The 16931-nt window shown below is 70.1% G+C and carries 17 protein-coding genes; 4 read left to right on the top strand and 13 right to left on the bottom strand.

The window, feature by feature from the left end:
- The first annotated feature begins 84 nt into the window (after positions 1-84).
- Both J7E88_RS15790 and dapA read left to right on the top strand, forming a co-directional pair.
- On the top strand, positions 85-1923 hold the full coding sequence (locus J7E88_RS15790) for an endonuclease/exonuclease/phosphatase family protein (RefSeq protein ID WP_215181322.1): 1839 nt from the start codon (positions 85-87) through the stop codon (positions 1921-1923).
- Between the two features lie 177 nt (positions 1924-2100).
- Entirely contained in the window at positions 2101-3009 is a 909-nt protein-coding gene (gene dapA, locus J7E88_RS15785) for a 4-hydroxy-tetrahydrodipicolinate synthase (RefSeq protein ID WP_215181320.1), read from the top strand.
- Here the strand turns inward: dapA and J7E88_RS15780 are convergent.
- Positions 2994-3197, bottom strand: coding sequence for a hypothetical protein (locus tag J7E88_RS15780; RefSeq protein WP_215181318.1), 204 nt, complete (start codon positions 3195-3197; stop codon positions 2994-2996). The two genes, dapA and J7E88_RS15780, sit on opposite strands and share 16 nt — an antisense overlap.
- 120 nt (positions 3198-3317) lie before the next feature.
- Positions 3318-4319 (bottom strand): 2,3,4,5-tetrahydropyridine-2,6-dicarboxylate N-succinyltransferase, encoded by a 1002-nt coding sequence (gene dapD / locus J7E88_RS15775; protein ID WP_215181316.1) that lies wholly within the window; start codon positions 4317-4319, stop codon positions 3318-3320.
- A gap of 352 nt (positions 4320-4671) precedes the next feature.
- On the opposite strand from dapD, the gene J7E88_RS15770 reads away from it, so the two are divergent.
- On the top strand, positions 4672-5691 hold the full coding sequence (locus J7E88_RS15770) for a hypothetical protein (protein WP_215181314.1): 1020 nt from the start codon (positions 4672-4674) through the stop codon (positions 5689-5691).
- Positions 5692-5769: 78 nt separating this feature from the next.
- On the opposite strand, the gene J7E88_RS15765 is transcribed toward J7E88_RS15770, so the two are convergent.
- Positions 5770-6729 carry an alpha/beta fold hydrolase gene (locus J7E88_RS15765; RefSeq protein WP_215181312.1) on the bottom strand — a complete coding sequence of 320 codons (960 nt, stop codon included), beginning with the start codon at positions 6727-6729 and terminating at the stop codon, positions 5770-5772.
- 270 nt (positions 6730-6999) lie between these two features.
- On the opposite strand from J7E88_RS15765, the gene J7E88_RS37060 reads away from it, so the two are divergent.
- The gene (locus tag J7E88_RS37060) at positions 7000-8292 is read left to right on the top strand and encodes a CdaR family transcriptional regulator (protein WP_215181310.1); all 1293 of its coding nucleotides are present in this window, start codon (positions 7000-7002) and stop codon (positions 8290-8292) included.
- Between the two features lie 40 nt (positions 8293-8332).
- Here the strand turns inward: J7E88_RS37060 and J7E88_RS15755 are convergent, their stop codons facing one another.
- The 10 genes from J7E88_RS15755 to J7E88_RS15710 form a co-directional block, all read right to left on the bottom strand.
- Positions 8333-8698, bottom strand: coding sequence for a VOC family protein (locus tag J7E88_RS15755; protein ID WP_215181308.1), 366 nt, complete (start codon positions 8696-8698; stop codon positions 8333-8335).
- 130 nt (positions 8699-8828) lie between these two features.
- The gene (locus tag J7E88_RS15750) at positions 8829-9167 is read right to left on the bottom strand and encodes a metal-sulfur cluster assembly factor (RefSeq protein WP_215181306.1); all 339 of its coding nucleotides are present in this window, start codon (positions 9165-9167) and stop codon (positions 8829-8831) included.
- Entirely contained in the window at positions 9164-9634 is a 471-nt protein-coding gene (sufU, locus tag J7E88_RS15745; protein WP_215181304.1) for a Fe-S cluster assembly sulfur transfer protein SufU, read from the bottom strand. The genes J7E88_RS15750 and sufU overlap by 4 nt, the downstream gene beginning before the upstream one ends.
- An 8-nt stretch (positions 9635-9642) precedes the next feature.
- On the bottom strand, positions 9643-10899 hold the full coding sequence (locus J7E88_RS15740; protein ID WP_215181302.1) for a cysteine desulfurase: 1257 nt from the start codon (positions 10897-10899) through the stop codon (positions 9643-9645).
- Between the two features lie 118 nt (positions 10900-11017).
- A complete protein-coding gene (gene sufC / locus J7E88_RS15735) occupies positions 11018-11782 on the bottom strand; it encodes a Fe-S cluster assembly ATPase SufC (RefSeq protein WP_215181300.1) in 765 nt (254 codons plus the stop codon).
- 7 nt (positions 11783-11789) lie between these two features.
- Positions 11790-12107, bottom strand: a complete 318-nt coding sequence (locus J7E88_RS15730) for a non-heme iron oxygenase ferredoxin subunit (protein WP_215181298.1) — start codon at positions 12105-12107, stop codon at positions 11790-11792.
- A complete protein-coding gene (sufD, locus tag J7E88_RS15725) occupies positions 12107-13330 on the bottom strand; it encodes a Fe-S cluster assembly protein SufD (RefSeq protein ID WP_374196278.1) in 1224 nt (407 codons plus the stop codon). The genes J7E88_RS15730 and sufD overlap by 1 nt, the downstream gene beginning before the upstream one ends.
- A gap of 155 nt (positions 13331-13485) precedes the next feature.
- Positions 13486-14907 (bottom strand): Fe-S cluster assembly protein SufB, encoded by a 1422-nt coding sequence (gene sufB, locus J7E88_RS15720; RefSeq protein WP_215181296.1) that lies wholly within the window; start codon positions 14905-14907, stop codon positions 13486-13488.
- Positions 14904-15647: a metalloregulator ArsR/SmtB family transcription factor gene (locus J7E88_RS15715; RefSeq protein WP_215181294.1), complete on the bottom strand. Its 744-nt coding sequence runs from the start codon at positions 15645-15647 to the stop codon at positions 14904-14906. Before J7E88_RS15715 ends, sufB begins: the two co-directional genes overlap by 4 nt.
- An 82-nt stretch (positions 15648-15729) precedes the next feature.
- The gene (locus J7E88_RS15710; protein ID WP_215181292.1) at positions 15730-16557 is read right to left on the bottom strand and encodes a DUF72 domain-containing protein; all 828 of its coding nucleotides are present in this window, start codon (positions 16555-16557) and stop codon (positions 15730-15732) included.
- Between the last annotated feature and the right edge of the window lie 374 nt (positions 16558-16931).

Below are 16931 nucleotides of genomic sequence, written 5' to 3'. Positions count from 1 at the left end.
ACAAGAGATTGACGCGCGTAGAACAGTGCAGCACCCCAGCCGGCGCCGCCGGCGCCCCTCATCCCTCACATCCGGAGTACCTCGATGCCTTCCTCCGTCGTACCGAGAACGCCCGCCGTCGCCGCCCTTGTCGCCGCCGCGCTGGCCACCGGTCTGCTCGCCGGCTCCACCGGCGCCACCGCCGCCGAGACCGCCCAGGTGCGGATCCACGACATCCAGGGCACCACCCGGACGTCCCCGCTCGTGGGACGCCAGGTCACCGATGTGCCGGGCATCGTCACGGGCGTTCGGACGTACGGCTCACGGGGCTTCTGGTTCCAGGACCCGCAGGCCGACGACGACGCCGCCACCAGCGAGGGCGTCTTCGTCTACACCGGCTCGGTCCCGACCGTCGCCGTCGGGGACCGGGTGCTGGTCTCCGGCACGGTCGGCGAGTACATCCCGGGCGGCACCTCCTCCGGCAACCAGTCGCTGACCCAGATAGCCAAGCCGGCCGTCACCGTCGTCTCGCAGGGCAACGAACTGCCCGCACCCGTCACGGTCTCGGCCGCGTCCGTGCCCGCCGAATACGCTCCGGAGGGCGATCCGGCCGCCGGCAACAGCATCAACGGCCTCGCCCTGCGGCCGCGCACCTACGCACTGGACTACTACGAGTCGCTGGAGGGCAGCAACGTCCGCATCGGCACGTCCCGCGTGGTCGGCGCCACCGACCCGTACGCGGAGCTGTGGGTGACGGTCAAGCCGTGGGAGAACGACAACCACCGCGGCGGCACCGTCTACGGCTCGTACTCCTCGCAGAACACCGGGCGCCTGCAGATCCAGTCGCTGACGCCGCTCGCCGAGAAGCCGTTCCCCGACGCGAACGTCGGTGACATGCTCGCCGGCACCACCGAAGGCCCCCTGGACTTCAACCAGTTCGGCGGCTACACCCTGACCGCCCGCACCCTGGGCACGGTGGTGGACCGCGGACTCGAGCGCGAGCGCACGCGCCCGCAGCGGGGTGGCGAGCTGGCGGTGGCCACGTACAACGTGGAGAACCTGGACCCGTCGGACCCGCAGGAGAAGTTCGACGCGCTGGCGAAGGCGGTCGTCGACAACCTCTCCTCGCCCGACATCCTCGCCCTGGAGGAGATCCAGGACGACAACGGCGCGAAGAACGACGGCACCGTCGCGGCCGGCCAGACGCTGAAGAAGTTCACGGACGCGATCCTCGCGGCCGGCGGCCCGGCCTACGCATGGCGATCCGTGGACCCGCAGAACAACAAGGACGGCGGCGAGCCCGGCGGCAACATCCGGCAGGTCTTCCTGTTCAACCCGGAGCGGGTCTCCTTCACCGACCGCGCCGGCGGCGACGCCACGACGGCGACCGGCGTCGTGCGCGAGCACGGCCGGGCAGCCCTGACGCTGTCGCCCGGCCGGATCGACCCGGCGAACTCCGCCTGGGAGAACAGCCGGAAGCCGCTGGCGGGCCAGTTCACCTTCCGCGGCCGTACGGTCTTCGTGATCGCCAACCACTTCGGTTCCAAGGGCGGCGACGAGGGACTGACCTCCCACCACCAGCCGCCGAATCGTTCTTCCGAGGCCAAGCGCCTGCTCCAGGCGCAGTCGGTCAACGCCTTCGTCAAGGACGTCCTCAAGGCCGACCGCAAGGCCGACGTCGTGGTCCTCGGCGACATCAACGACTTCGAGTTCTCGGCGACGACGAAGGCGCTCACGGACGGCGGCGCGCTGTACCCCGCGGTCAGGTCACTGCCGCGCTCGGAGCGCTACTCGTACGTCTACCAGGGCAACAGCCAGGTCCTGGACCAGATCCTGACGAGCCCGTCGATCGACGACTTCTCCTATGACAGCGTGCACATCAACGCGGAGTTCGCGGAGCAGAACAGCGACCACGACCCCCAGGTGCTGCGCTTCCGCCCCTAGGCGAGCTGGCGTGCCGGTGCGCCCGCCGCCTCCTGCGGCCGGCGCACCGCGCACCACCGACCTTCACCGCCGCTCACCGCCGTGACCAGGACGTCCGCGCATCTCGCAGCGCTGCTTCACAGTCGTCGGAAGCAGATTTAACTGGAGCTCTACCGCCCCTTTGGCCACACTGCGGACATGTCCTCCTCACGCCCTTTCGGCCGCGCCCTGTGCGCCATGGTCACGCCCTTCACCGACGACGGCTCCCTCGACATCGACGGTGCTCAAGAGCTCGCCACGCGGCTCGTCGACGACGGCTGCGACGGACTGGTGCTCTCCGGGACCACCGGCGAGTCACCGACGACGTCCGACGCCGAGAAGGCGGCGCTGGTGCGGGCGGTTGTCGAGGCGGTCGGTGACCGGGCCGCGATCGTCGCGGGCGTCGGCACCGCGGACACCCGCCACACCGTCGAGCTCGCGCGCGAGGCCGAGCGGGCGGGCGCCGACGGAGTGCTCGTGATCGCCCCGTACTACAGCCGCCCGCCCCAGGCGGCGATCGAGGCGCACCTCCGCCGGGTCGCCGACGCCGTCGGCGTGCCGCTGATGCTGTACGACATCCCCGGCCGCACAGGCGTCCGCATCGAGCCCGAAACGGTGCTGCGGCTGGCGGAGCACCCCCGCGTCGTGGCCGTGAAGGACTGTGCGTACGACCTGCTGGGCAGCACCAAGGTCATCGCGCTCGGCGGGCTCGCTTACTACTCGGGCTGCGAGGAGATGAACCTGCCGCTGTACGCGGTGGGCGGGGCCGGTTTCGTGTCGACGGTGGCCAATGCCGCCGCGCCCCGGATGCGGGCGGTCCTGGACGCGTACGACGCCGGGGACAACGCCCGGGCCGCTCGGTTCAACCAACTCACGCTGCCCCTGGCGGAGTTGATGATGGCTTCGGGGCTGCCGGGTACGGTCACCGCCAAGGCGCTGCTGGGCGCGCTCGGGCGGCCCGGCGGCCCGGTCCGGGAACCGCTGCAGCCCGCCGGCCGCGAGACGGCCGACGGGCTGCTGGATGCGTACGAGCGCTTGGAACGCGCCGCGGTTCAGCCGTTGGTGTAGCTGCTGCCGAGAACGGCGGCGTGTTCGAGAACGTCCTCGAGCGGATCGTCGATCTGACCGATCGAGACCACGGTGACGTGGTCTCCGTTGTGCGAGCCGGTGTGCGTCTCGTCGGCGTGTGCGACACCGTGCGACGACATCGCCGCAAGCAGTGCGCACGTGCCGAGAGCGGTCGGCCTGGTCTTCATGTCGGTTCCTCCCCTGTGCGGTTCGGCACGGGGTCGTACGCCCCGGCGTCGACCTGCCTATCCACCCGCACGCAGCGAAGGTTACGCAGAGTCACACGATGGGAGCGAGGAACGCGACGATCAGTTGTGGCTGTGCAGCACCTCGTTGAGGCCGCCCCAGACCGCGTTGTTCGGGCGGGCCTCGACGGCGCCGGTGACCGAGTTGCGGCGGAAGAGGATGTTCGAGGCACCGGACAGCTCGCGGGCCTTGACGATCTGCCCGTCGGGCATGGTGACGCGCGTACCGGCGGTGACGTACAGACCGGCCTCGACGACGCACTCGTCGCCGAGCGCGATGCCGACTCCGGCCTCGGCGCCGATGAGGCAGCGCTCGCCGATGGAGATGATGACGTTGCCGCCGCCGGACAGGGTGCCCATGGTGGAGGCGCCGCCGCCGATGTCGGAGCCGTCGCCGATGATGACGCCCGCGGAGATGCGCCCCTCGACCATCGAGGTGCCGAGCGTGCCCGCGTTGAAGTTGACGAAGCCCTCGTGCATGACGGTGGTGCCCTCGGCGAGGTGCGCACCGAGCCGGACGCGGTCGGCGTCGGCGATCCGCACACCCTTGGGGGCGACGTAGTCGGTCATCCGCGGGAACTTGTCGACGGAGGTCACCTGCAGGTGCAGGCCCTCGGCTCGGGCATTGAGGCGCACGGTCTCCAGCTGGTCGACCGCGACGGGGCCGAGGCTGGTCCAGGCGACGTTGGAGAGCACGCCGAAGAGGCCGTCCAGGTTCTGCCCGTGCGGCTTGACCAGGCGGTGCGAGAGCAGGTGGAGGCGCAGGTAGGCGTCGTGGGCGTCCAGCGGCTTGTCGTCGAGCGAGGCGATGACGGTGCGGACGGCGACGACCTCGACCCCACGGCGGGCGTCCGGGCCGATGGCCTTCGCGGCGCCGTGGCCGAGGAGCTCCACGGCGCGCTCGGCGGTCAGCCGCTGGGTGCCGGCGGGGCCGGGCTCGGCAGTGAGCTCGGGGGCGGGGTACCAGGTGTCGAGGACGACGCCCTCGGCGGTGACGGTGGCGAGGCCGGCGGCCACGGCACCGGTGGTGCGCTGAGCAGTGGTGCTGTCGGACGAGTCAGTCATGACAGGAAACCTAACCGGCCGGGGCCCGCGGGGGCGAACCGATCTCAGGTGCCGGGCGGCGGTGTCGCGTGGAAGAGCGCGAGGAGCAGGGGATCACATGCAACGCGGTCCGCGTCGCGCACGGCCGCCGCGGAGAACGCGGGATACGGGCGGCAGGGGCGGCGTGGGCCGCGGCTCCGGCCCCGGCTACCTTGTTCGTCCGGACGGGCGGCCGCAGGCCCCGTCCGGTCATCATCCGACGTGGGGGGCTCCAATGGCTTACGGAAACACGCCTGGTCCGGGGGGAAACCCGCCGCCGTATCCGGGTCCGCCCGCATGGGGCCCCTGGACACCACCACCGCCCAAGCCCGGAGTGATACCGCTCGGGCCGCTCGGCCTCGGCGAGATCCTCGGCGGGGCGTTCGCGACGTTCGGCCGGCACTGGAAGCAACTGCTCGGGTTCGCGTTCGCGGTGTACGGCATGGCCGTCGTGCTGTTCGGCGCGGCGCTCGCCCTCGCCTATCTGGCGGTGAAGGCGGAGCTGCACCGGCTGCTCGAGTGGTCCGACGAGAGCGCGCCGGGCAGCGACGAGGTCATGCCGCTGGTGCTGACGTTCGGCACCGTGTACCTCTTCGGGCTCTTCGCCCTTCTGGTCGCCAACGCCGCCGTGTACGCCGGCTGCCCGGCGGTCCTCCAGGACGCGGTGCTGGGCCGCCCGTCGAGCTTCGGCGCCATCTGGCGCCGGGTGTGGCCCCGGCTCTGGGCCGTGCTCGGCACCGTCCTGATCACCGCCTTGATCGCCGCGGTCCCCCTGGTCCTGATGACCCTCGCCTTCGTGGGGATGGTCGTGTCGTTGATCGCGCTGGCCGCCGACGGCTCCGGCGAGTGGGGCTGGCTGGTGCTGATCGCCGTCCTCGGGGCACTGGCCACCGGGCCTGTGGCGGTCTGGCTGTGGGTGCGGTTCAGCTTCGCGCCCGCCGCCGCGGTCCTCGAGGGACAGGGCACCATCAGCGCGATGGCGCGCTCGGCGCAGCTGGTGCGGGGCGCCTGGTGGCGGGTGTTCGGCATCTCGCTGCTGGCCGCCGTGATGGCCGCCGCGGCGAGCTACCTCCTCCAGCTGGTGTTCCAGCTGCTCAGCCTCGTCCCCAGCGGGCCCGCGTCCCTGTCGGACGAGGCGGCCAACGGCGGTGTGGCCGTCACGATCGTCATCACGACGATGGCGTTCGGACTGCTGACCACACTGCTGGGTCAGATCCTCACCTCGGCGTTCCCGCAGCTGGTCATCAGCCTGCTCTACGTCGACCAGCGCATCCGTAAGGAGAATCTCGCCCCGGCGCTCGCCGAGGCCGCCGGGCTGCCTCCGCAGCAGGCACCGGACGCGTACGGGCGCTGAAGACGTACGGGACCTGAGACGTACGGGACCCCGCCCGCCCGGAAGCCGGGCGGGCGGGGTCCCGCGGAGCGTGCGCGGTCACAGCGGCATGCCGTACCCCGTGCAGGTGGGCCGGAAGTCGGCGGGGCCGTCGGCCAGCGCGTTCATGGTGATCTGGAGCGTCGGGTCGTCGTTGAACAGCCCCATGTGGCCGGCCCTGTCGTCGGGGCACATGTCCTGAAGGACGATGTTGTTCACGTCCTTGCCGGTCAGGGCCTGGGAGGCGTACGGGGTGACGACCTTCTCCTGTCTGGTCATGATGACCGTGTACTCGGGTCCGTCCGGCACGCTGTCGCCTTCGGCCCACATCTCCTCGGTGTAGTCGCTGGTGCGGATCTGCTCGACGACTCCGGGGAACCGGCCCGCCCTCGACAGCCCGGTGACGAAGCCCATGAGCTTCAGCGAGTCGCCGAGCCGGGCGATGCCGTTCAGGTCGGTGCCGTGGGAGCTGGGCGCCCAGCCGACGTAGTGGTCGACCTTCTCGGCGCCGCCCATTTTCTTCATCCACCACATCGGCACGCTCCCGCCGAGCGAGTGGCCGACGATGTCCACCTTCTCGGCGCCGGTCGCCCGCTGGACCTCGGTCACGAAGGCGTCCAGTTGCGCGGCAGAGTCGCGATTGGAGCCGAGCCCGCCGACGCGGCCGAAGGACGCGGGTGTGAAGCCGTAGTTCATGGCGAAGACGCAGTAGCCGTTGTTCTTGAGGCGCGGAGCGGCCTTCACGAAGTTGGCGCCGATGTTGAAGAAGGTGCCGGGCAGCATGACCACCGGGTTGGGGTGTTCGGCACTGGGCCGGCACGACCAGTCGTTGGCTCCCGGCACGGTCGCCGGGGAGACCGCATAGTTCCACAGCGCCTGGGCGACGCCGCCTTCGCGCAGTGGCTCCCGCTCGGCGGCCTGCGCCGGGGCCGCGGCGCAGGTGAGGACGACGACGGCGGCGACCACGGCCGCGGCCGGCCCCGTCCGCCGTCGCCGGGCGGACCGATCGATCCCTGACATTCGGGTGCTCCTGGGGGGTTGTTCAGCCCGTCCCGGGGCTGATGGAGGCGGAGGCATACGGGCATGTGCATGCCCGCAAGCAGCCTGACCGCGGTTCGGTCCTCCGGGCCCCGGGCCTGGTCCAAACATTCGGCGGCAGGATTGTGAGCGGTCACAAAACCCTCCCGGGGTACGAGGCCTCGTCCGCGCGTCGGCATTGACACCCCGCGTGTCCTGCGGCGACCTTGGTTACTGGTAAGTAAGATCAGCAGCTTCGATGAGGTCGCCACCGTGGACAGTGACGGATACGTACCGCTCTCCTTCGGAGGGGTTCCGGTGCATCAGCGGCTCGCCGGGTCGGTGGACGAGCTGGCCGCCCGTGTCCTCGCCCGGCTCGTCGACCATGTGCCGGTGTACGGCACGCTGCCGGTCGAGCAGCTGCGCAGCGAGATCCAGCGGGTCATCGGCCAGGGCATACGCGCTTTCGTCTCCGTCCTGCGCACCGGATCGCTCCCGGACGAGGCGCAGTTGCAGGTCGTGCGGCAGTCGGCCGCCAAGCGGGCCGAGGAGGGCGTCCCCGTCGAGGCGGTGATCAGCGCCTACCACGTGGGGGCGCAGGAGTGCTTCGAGCAGATGGCGGCGTACGCGACGCCGGACGACCTGCCGGAGGTGAAGACCGTGAACGTGCTGGTACTGCGGTTCCTGGAGCGGATGACGGCAAGTGTGGTGTCGGGTTACTTCGCGGAGCGGCAGGCGGCCGCGGGCGAGGAGCAGTCGGCCCGGCAGGCGATGCTCACCGCGCTCGTCGACGGGGAGGACGTCCGGGCGACGGCGGACCGCTGGGGCATCGCCCTCCCGGCCTGCTATCTGGTCCTCGGGCTGGCCCTCGGCCCTCACCCCGATGAGGGGGCCCCGGGAGTCAGCCCCCTGTTCGCCAGGACGCGGAAGGTGCGGCGGCTGCGGGTGGAGCTGGAACGTCACGCCGAGGGCCAGGTGCTCTCCGCCCTGTCCGGCGACGGCGGGCTCGCCCTGATCCCATACGGCACGGAGGCGCGACTGCTCGCGGACCGGGACTGGGACCGGCTGGCCAGCGTGGTGTCGCACATGAGCCGGGTGGCCGGGGTCGACATCATGGCCGGCGCGGCGGCGGCCGCCCCCGAGGGCGTGGCCGCGGCGGTCCGGCAGGCGGAGGAAGTACGGCGGGTGGCGGTCTCGGCGGGCCGGGAGCCGGGCGTCTACCGGCTCGGGGACGTCCTGCTGGAGTACCAGTTGATGCAGCCCGGCCCCGCCCGCGACGCCCTGGCCGAACTGATGAGGCCACTGACCGGCCGGCCCGAACTGCTGGGCACACTGCGGACGTTCCTGGACAGCGGGCTCAGCCGCCAGCTCACCGCCGAACGGCTGCGCGTGCACCCGAACACGGTGGACTACCGGCTGCGTCGCGCGGCGGAGGCGACCGGCCTCGACGCCACGTCAGGTGCGGACGTGATGCGGGTACGGGCGGCGCTGAGCGCCCATGACGCGCTCGGTGTCCGGCCCGGAGCGACGGCCGGCGCCGAGAGCGGCGGCCCCGACGCCGGGTGACGCGACCTGGCGTCGGATGACGCGAACCGGCGTCGAGGCGTCAGTCGAGCAGGGTCTTCTTGGGCCGCAGCACACAGAACTCGTTGCCCTCGGGATCGGCGAGGACCACCCAGGTGGCGTCGTCCCCCTGCCCGACGTCCGCACGCCGCGCCCCGAGCGCGATGATCCGGCTCACCTCGGCATCCTGGTCGTCCGGGCTGAGGTCGATGTGCAGGCGGTTCTTGACGGTCTTCGCCTCGGGCACGGTCAGGAACACGATGCCGGGCAGAGCGCCGGCGTCGGCCCCGATGACGATCTCCTCAGGCTCCTCGTAGAGGATCCGCCAGTCGAGTACCTGCGTCCAGAACCGCGCGAGGGCGCCGGCGTCGTGACAGTCGACGGCGATCTGATACAGGGAAACGGCCATGCCCGCCAGTCTGCCTGGCGGACACGGCCGTTGCTCCGCACGACGCATCGCGCGTCACGGGGGACTGCTCATTGCGACGGATCGCACGTCACGGGGTTGCTCGTCGCGACGGATCGCGCGTCACGACGGATCAGACGTTGAACCCGAGCGCGCGCAGCTGCTCGCGGCCGTCTTCCGTGATCTTGTCCGGACCCCACGGCGGCATCCAGACCCAGTTGATCTTCAGCTCGTTGACGATGCCGTCCGTCGCGGCCTTCGCCTGGTCCTCGATGACGTCGGTCAGCGGGCAGGCCGCGGACGTCAGCGTCATGTCGAGGGTCGCGACGTTGGAGTCGTCGATGTGGATGCCGTAGATCAGGCCCAGATTCACGACGTCGATGCCCAGCTCGGGGTCGACGACGTCGTACAGTGCCTCGCGGATCTCTTCCTCGGAGGCAGGCTTCAGTGCCGCCCCAGCGTTCTCGGTCATGCCGTCTTCCTCTCGGCGTCGGTGCCGTCGCCCAGCGCCTGGGCGGTCGCGTCCTTCCACGCCATCCAGCTCAGCAGCGCGCACTTCACACGGGCCGGGTACTTGGAGACGCCGGCGAACGCGACCGCGTCCTCCAGCACCTCCTCCATCGCGTCGTCCGGCTCGATCTGACCCTTGGACTGCATCAGCTCCAGGAACGTGCCCTGGATCTTCTGTGCCTCGGCAAGATCCTTGCCGACGAGGAGCTCGTTCAGCACGGAGGCGGAGGCCTGGCTGATGGAGCAGCCCTGGCCTTCGTACGACACGTCCGCGATACGCGTGCCGTCGTACTTCACTCGCAGCGTGATCTCGTCGCCGCACGTCGGATTGACGTGGTGCACCTCGGCGTCACCGTCCCGCAAGCCCCGCCCGTGCGGATGCTTGTAGTGGTCCAGGATGACGTCCTGGTACATCGAATCCAGCTTCACATCGTCCCCTAGCCGAAGAAGTTCCGGACGTGCTCCAGGCCGTCGACCAGAGCATCGACCTCTGCCGGCGTGGAGTACAGATAGAACGACGCCCGTGTGGTCGCAGGAATTCCGTACCGCAGGCAGACGGGGCGCGCGCAGTGGTGACCGACGCGTACCGCGATGCCCTGCTCGTCGAGGACCTGGCCCACGTCGTGCGGGTGGATGTCGCCGAGCGTGAAGGAGATCGCCGCGCCGCGGTCCTCGGCGGTGGTGGGGCCGATGATCCGCAGGTCGGGGACCTCCAGCAGCCGCTTCACCGCGTACTCGGTGAGCGCGTGCTCGTGCTGGGCGATCTTGTCCATGCCGATCGAGGTGAGGTAGTCCACGGCCGCGCCGAGGCCGACGGCCTGCGCGATCGGGGGCGTACCCGCCTCGAACTTGTGCGGCGCAGGAGCGTACGTCGACGAGTGCATCGAGACGGTCTCGATCATCTCGCCGCCGCCGAGGAACGGCGGCAGGTCCTCAAGGAGCTCCTGTCGGCCCCACAGGACACCGATGCCGGTCGGGCCGCACATCTTGTGACCGGTGAAGGCCACGAAGTCGGCCTGCAGTGCCTGCACGTCCAGCACCATGTGCGGGGCGGCCTGCGAGGCGTCGATCAGCACCAGCGCGCCGACGTCCTGGGCACGGCGGACGATCGCCTCGACCGGGTTGACGGTGCCCATGATGTTGGAGACCAGCGTGAAGGAGACGATCTTCGTCTTCTCGGTGATGATCTCTTCGATGTTCGACAGGTCGAGCCTGCCGTCGTCGGTGAGGCCGAACCACTTCAGCTTCGCGCCGGTGCGCTGCGACAGCAGCTGCCACGGAACGATGTTGGAGTGGTGCTCCATCTCCGTGATGACGACTTCGGTGTCGCTGTCCACCCGGTAGGGCTCATCGGCCCAGCCGAGCATGTTGGCGACGAGGTTGAGCGCCTCGGAGGCGTTCTTGGTGAAGATCACCTCGTTGCGGCTCGGCGCGTTGATGAAGGCCGCGACCTTGTCACGGGCGCCCTCGTACAGCGCCGTGGCCTCCTCGGCGAGCACGTGCACGCCGCGGTGCACGTTGGCGTTGTGCTGCTCGTAGTACTCGCTGAGCACGTCGATCACCTGGCGCGGCGTCTGGGATGTCGCCGCGTTGTCCAGGTAGACGAGCTTCTTGCCGTCGTGGAGCACCCGGTCGAGGATCGGGAAGTCCTTACGGATCGCCTCGGTGTCGAGGAGGCCCGGCAGCTGTGTCACGCCCCTCCCCTTTCGTTCTTCCCCGCGGACTTCGTCCGGGAGGAGCCCCCATTTCCGCCCGCGAGGCGCACCTGCGGGTCGCAGGTCGTCTGCGGGCCGGTGGCCTCGCGTGCGTCGCTCACAGGGATACGCCACCCTTCGTGTAGGACTCGTAGCCCTCGGCCTCCAGCTTGTCGGCCAGCTCCGGGCCGCCCGACTCGACGATCCGGCCGCCGGAGAAGACGTGGACGCGGTCCGGCTTGATGTAGCGCAGGATGCGCGTGTAGTGCGTGATCAGCAGGGTGCCGACCTCGCCGGTCTCGCGGACGCGGTTGACGCCCTCGGAGACGATGCGCAGCGCGTCGACGTCCAGGCCGGAGTCGGTCTCGTCGAGGATCGCGATCTTCGGCTTGAGGAGCTCCAGCTGGAGGATCTCGTGGCGCTTCTTCTCACCGCCGGAGAAGCCCTCGTTGACGTTGCGCTCGGCGAAGGACGGGTCCATGTGCAGACGCTCCATGGACTCCTTCACCTCCTTGACCCACGTGCGCAGCTTGGGGGCCTCGCCGCGGATGGCGGTGGCGGAGGTGCGCAGGAAGTTGGAGACCGAGACGCCGGGGACCTCGACCGGGTACTGCATGGCGAGGAAGACGCCGGCGCGGGCGCGCTCGTCGACGGACATCTCCAGGACGTCCTCGCCGTCGAGGGTCACGGTGCCGCCGGTGATCGTGTACTTGGGGTGACCCGCCAGGGAGTACGCGAGGGTCGACTTGCCGGAGCCGTTGGGGCCCATGATGGCGTGGGTCTCGCCCTGGTTGACGGTCAGGTCGACGCCCTTGAGGATCTCCTTGGTGGCGTTGTCGGCCTCGACGGAGACGCGCAGGTCGCGGATTTCAAGCGTTGCCATGGGGACTTCAGTTCTCCTGGGTGACGGAGACGAGCACATCGTCCCCTTCGATCTTTACGGGGTATACGGGCACAGGGCGCGTCGCGGGAAGGCCGGACGGCTTGCCGGTGCGGAGGTCGAAGGCGGAGCCGTGGAGCCAGCACTCGATCTGGCAGTCCTCCACCTCGCCCTCCGAGAGGGAGACGTTCGCGTGCGAGCAGATGTCGTAGATCGCGAACACCTCGCCCTCGGTGCGGACGACGGAGATGGGCGTGCCGTCGAGTTCCACCCGCTTCGGGGTGTCCTCCTCCAGCTCGCTCAGCCCACAGGCTCGGACGAAGGCCATCAGACGGAAGCCTCCAGCTCGGCCTCGATCTTGGCGATGAGGCGCTCCTCGACGTCCGGCAGACCGATCTGCTGGACCAGCTCGGCGAAGAAGCCGCGGACGACGAGACGACGGGCCTCGGACTCCGGGATGCCGCGGGCCATCAGGTAGAAGAGCTGCTCGTCGTCGAAGCGGCCGGTGGCGCTCGCGTGCCCGGCGCCGACGATCTCGCCGGTCTCGATCTCCAGGTTCGGCACGGAGTCGACCCGCGCGCCGTCGGTGAGGACGAGGTTGCGGTTCATCTCGTAGGTGTCGGTGCCTTCGGCCCTGGCCTCGATGAGGACGTCACCGATCCACACGGCGTGCGCGTCCTGGCCCTGCAGCGCGCCCTTGTAGGCGACGTTCGACTTGCAGTGCGGAGTGTTGTGGTCGACCAGCAGACGGTGTTCCTGGTGCTGGGCGGCGTCGGTGAAGTACAGACCGAAGAGCTCGGCCTCGCCGCCGGTACCCGCGTACTGGACGCGCGGGTGGAGGCGGACGACATCGCCGCCGAAGGTGACGACGACCGACTTGAAGGAGGCGTCGCGGCCGACCAGCGCGTTGTGCTGGGCAACGTGGACGGCCTTGTCGTCCCAGTCCTGGACGGAGACGACGGTGAGCTTGGCGCCGTCGCCGAGGATGTAGTCGACGTTGGCCGCGAGCACCGCGTCGCCGGTGTGGTCGATGACCACGACGGCCTCGGCGAACGCGCCGAGCTCGATCACCTGGTGGCCGAAGGCGACGCCACCCTCGCCGTGCACGGCAATCCGCACCGGTTCGGTGAGGACCGTCTCCTTGGGCACGGTGACGACCGAGGCCTGCTCGAAGGAGGAGTACGCCTGGGCGGTGACGCGGTCCACCGGGGTGCCCGCCTTGCCGAGCCGCGCGTCGTCGCGGCCGACGGTCTCGACGACGACGCCCTCGGGGGCGTCGATCGCGATCTTGACGCCGGTGCCCGTGGCGACGGCGGTGCCGTCGTGCAGTCCGGCGAGGCGCTCCAGCGGAGTGAAACGCCACTCCTCCTCGCGGCCGTGCGGCACCGGGAAGTCCGCCACGTCGAACGACGGGGGCGCACTCATACGGGTGGCGACGGTCGACTCGGCGGCCACCGCGATCGAGCCGGCGGTGGTGGAGCCCACCGGTGTGGATCCCCCCTGGACCGGAGTCCTGCGGAGGTCCTTGGGGGAGTTCTGAGCCTCAGCCATGGCTGTCGGTCTGCTCGCTTTCTGCGTTCAGGTGCGTGCGCTCGCCCACGGGGCCGCTGCGGGCCGGCGCCTTTCGGCTCCGGCTGCGGCAGTCTGCCGGGGTCCGCTGACGGGGCTCACCGGGTGAGCCCCAGGGACGTGATCCGGTCGGCGGTCTAGCCCACCGCGCCTTCCATCTGCAGCTCGATCAGCCGGTTGAGCTCCAGCGCGTACTCCATCGGGAGCTCCTTGGCGATCGGCTCGACGAAGCCGCGCACGATCATCGCCATGGCCTCGAACTCGGTCAGACCGCGGCTCATCAGGTAGAAGAGCTGGTCCTCGGAGACCTTCGAGACGGTCGCCTCGTGGCCCATGGAGACGTCGTCCTCGCGGACGTCGACGTACGGATAGGTGTCGGAGCGGGAGATCGTGTCGACCAGCAGCGCGTCGCAGAGCACGTTGGACTTGGCGCCCGGCGCACCCTCGCCGATCTCGATCAGACCGCGGTACGAGGTGCGGCCGCCACCTCGTGCCACCGACTTGGAGACGATGTTCGACGAGGTGTTCGGGGCCATGTGGACCATCTTGGCGCCGGCGTCCTGGTGCTGGCCCTCGCCCGCGAAGGCGATGGACAGGGTCTCGCCCTTGGCGTGCTCGCCCATCAGGTAGACGGCCGGGTACTTCATCGTCACCTTGGAGCCGATGTTGCCGTCGACCCACTCCATGGTCGCGCCCTCGTACGCCACGGCGCGCTTGGTGACCAGGTTGTAGACGTTGTTCGACCAGTTCTGGATGGTCGTGTAGCGGCAGCGGCCGCCCTTCTTGACGATGATCTCGACCACGGCGCTGTGCAGCGAGTCCGAGGAGTAGATCGGGGCGGTGCAGCCCTCGACGTAGTGGACGTAGGCGTCCTCGTCGACGATGATCAGCGTCCGCTCGAACTGGCCCATGTTCTCCGTGTTGATACGGAAGTAGGCCTGCAGCGGGATGTCCACGTGGACGCCCTTGGGGACGTAGATGAACGATCCGCCGGACCACACGGCGGTGTTCAGTGACGCGAACTTGTTGTCGCCGACCGGGATGACCGTGCCGAAGTACTCCTGGAAGAGCTCCGGGTGCTCCTTCAGCGCGGTGTCGGTGTCCAGGAAGATGACGCCCTGCTCCTCCAGGTCCTCACGGATCTGGTGGTAGACGACCTCGGACTCGTACTGGGCGGCGACACCGGCGACCAGGCGCTGCTTCTCCGCCTCCGGGATGCCGAGCTTGTCGTAGGTGTTCTTGATGTCCTCGGGCAGCTCCTCCCACGAGGCGGCCTGCGCCTCGGTGGAGCGCACGAAGTACTTGATGTTGTCGAAGTCGATGCCCGACAGATCGGAGCCCCAGCTCGGCATCGGCTTCTTGTCGAAGAGGCGCAGACCCTTCAGCCGCAGCTTCAGCATCCACTCCGGCTCGTTCTTCTTCGCGGAGATGTCGCGGACGACTTCCTCGGAGAGACCGCGCTTGGCCGCGGCACCTGCCGCGTCGGAGTCGGCCCAGCCGAATTCGTACTTACCCAGACCCTCGAGTTCGGGGTGGGCAGTCTCCGTGGGGAGAGTCATGCGGGGTTCCTCCCGGCCGTGCTTGCAGATGCTGGTGATGTGGTGGTCTGGGGGGCGCTGCTCTGGGGCGAGCCGCGCGGGATGAACGTCGTGCAGACGCCGTCGCCGTGGGCGATGGTGGCGAGCCGCTGCACATGCGTCCCGAGGAGCTTGGAGAAGAACTCTGTCTCCGCCTCGCACAGCTGCGGGTACTTCTCGGCCGCGTGGGCGACCGGGCAGTGGTGCTGGCAGAGCTGTTCGCCGACCGGCGCGGTACGGGCCGTAGCAGCGTACCCGTCGGCACTGAGGGCCTTGGCCAGCGCTTCGGTGCGCTCCTCGGGGGCCGCGGCCTCGACGGCGGCGCGGTAGGCCTCGGCCTGCGCCTCGAACCGGTCCCGGGCGAAAGCGGCGACGGCCGCTTCCCCTCCGGCATTCTCCTCGATCCAGCGGAGGGCGTCGACGGCCAGCGTGTCGTACGACTGGTCGAAGGCGTCCCGGCCGCAGTCGGTCAGGGCGAACACCTTGGCCGGGCGGCCGCGCGTGCGCGCGCCGTACACGCGCTGCTCGCGCGCCTCCACGACGTTGTCCGAGACGAGGGAGTCGAGGTGACGGCGGACGGCCGCCTGCGTGAGTCCGAGACGGCCCGCGAGGTCGGCCACGGTGGACGGGCCGTGGTCCAGGATGGAGCGCGCGACGCGGTTGCGCGTGGAGCGCTCACCGGTCGCGAGTTCCTCATGGGGAGCCTCGCCAACGTTTTTCACAACGCCATTGTTGCGTAATTCCTCAGAGAGTGACAAGCCGCGTCCGGATCACCGCGCGGTGCCGTACATCACTTAGGCATACCTAAGCTGACCTGCGGAAATGATCATTCGGCACGTCCTTCGCAGGTCCGCCCGGGTGCCCGCCCGCGGGAGCGCCCGCCGTCGGACGGGGTGCCGTGCGGCCCCGGGACACCACCGCACGGGCGAACGCGACCGCATCCCGGACGGCCGCGCCACCCGGGTCGTTGTTGAAGAACGCGTAGACGTCGGCCCGGTCGGACCAGGCGTCCGCGGCACGCCCCGCCCAGGTCGCGAGCGCCTGGCGCCCGTAGCCCGGCCAGGGCTTCGCCCGGCCCTCGTGGAAGCGCAGATATCCCCAGTCCGCCGTCCGCCACAGCGGGGTCACCGGCCGCGAGCCGCGGTCCGCCCAGCACAGGGCCGCACCCCGGGCCGCCAGAACCCCGGCGATCTCCTCGGTCCACCACGAGTCGTGCCGCGGCTCGACCGCCACGCGTACATGGCACGGGAAGCAGGCGAGCACCGCGTCCAGTGCCGCGGCGTCGGCGCGGAGGGTCGGCGGCAGCTGGAGCAGTACGGGCCCCAGCCGCTCCCCCAGCGCTTCGGCACGGCCCATGAGCCGCTCGACGGGCTCCTCGGGATCCTTCAGCCGCTTGATGTGGGTGAGGAAGCGGCTGGCCTTCACCGCCATGACGAAGTCGTCGGGGGTGCGGTCGCGCCAGTCGGCGAAGGTCCTGCGCTCGGGCAGCCGGTAGAAGGCGTTGTTGCTCTCGACGGTCACGAAGTGCCGCGCGTACTCCTCCAGCCAGAGCCGCTGGGGCAGGCCCTCGGGGTAGAGGGCGCCGCGCCAGTCCCGGTACTGCCACCCGGAGGTGCCGATGAGTACGGGCATACGGTGATCCTTCCCCGTCCAGGCCGCCTCACCGTCGTCGGCCGTGGAAACCACCAACCGGACGCCAACCACCAACGGCCCCTGCCCGGGCAAGCCACGGCCCCGGTCAGGCCGGCCCCGTGGAAACCACCAACCGGACAGCAACCACCAACGGCCCCTGCCCGGGCAAGCCACGGCCCCGGTCAGGCCGGCCCCGTGGAAACCACCAACCGGACAGCAACCACCAACGGCCCCTGCCCGGGCAAGCCACGGCCCGGGTCAGGCCGGCCCCGTGGAAACCACCAACCGGACGCCAACCACCAAACGGCCCCTGCCGGGGTCAGGCCGGCCCGTGACCAGGCAGTCCGCCGGTGCGCCCGGCGGGCCCCGGGGGC

Source organism: Streptomyces sp. ISL-10 (assembly GCF_018614575.1).
In the GTDB taxonomy this organism is placed as follows: Bacteria; Actinomycetota; Actinomycetes; order Streptomycetales; family Streptomycetaceae; genus Streptomyces.
Note: the sequence above shows the minus strand (reverse complement) of the source record. Positions and strands in the feature narration are given on the sequence as shown.

Coding starts and splice junctions, on each gene's coding strand:
- J7E88_RS15790 (WP_215181322.1), top strand. CDS start 85: ATGCCTTCCTCCGTCGTACCGAGAACGCCCGCCGTCGCCGCCCTTGTC.
- dapA (WP_215181320.1), top strand. CDS start 2,101: ATGTCCTCCTCACGCCCTTTCGGCCGCGCCCTGTGCGCCATGGTCACG.
- J7E88_RS15780 (WP_215181318.1), bottom strand. CDS start 3,197: ATGAAGACCAGGCCGACCGCTCTCGGCACGTGCGCACTGCTTGCGGCG.
- dapD (WP_215181316.1), bottom strand. CDS start 4,319: ATGACTGACTCGTCCGACAGCACCACTGCTCAGCGCACCACCGGTGCC.
- J7E88_RS15765 (WP_215181312.1), bottom strand. CDS start 6,729: ATGTCAGGGATCGATCGGTCCGCCCGGCGACGGCGGACGGGGCCGGCC.
- J7E88_RS15755 (WP_215181308.1), bottom strand. CDS start 8,698: ATGGCCGTTTCCCTGTATCAGATCGCCGTCGACTGTCACGACGCCGGC.
- J7E88_RS15750 (WP_215181306.1), bottom strand. CDS start 9,167: ATGACCGAGAACGCTGGGGCGGCACTGAAGCCTGCCTCCGAGGAAGAG.
- sufC (WP_215181300.1), bottom strand. CDS start 11,782: ATGGCAACGCTTGAAATCCGCGACCTGCGCGTCTCCGTCGAGGCCGAC.
- J7E88_RS15730 (WP_215181298.1), bottom strand. CDS start 12,107: ATGGCCTTCGTCCGAGCCTGTGGGCTGAGCGAGCTGGAGGAGGACACC.
- sufD (WP_374196278.1), bottom strand. CDS start 13,330: ATGGCTGAGGCTCAGAACTCCCCCAAGGACCTCCGCAGGACTCCGGTC.
- sufB (WP_215181296.1), bottom strand. CDS start 14,907: ATGACTCTCCCCACGGAGACTGCCCACCCCGAACTCGAGGGTCTGGGT.
- J7E88_RS15710 (WP_215181292.1), bottom strand. CDS start 16,557: ATGCCCGTACTCATCGGCACCTCCGGGTGGCAGTACCGGGACTGGCGC.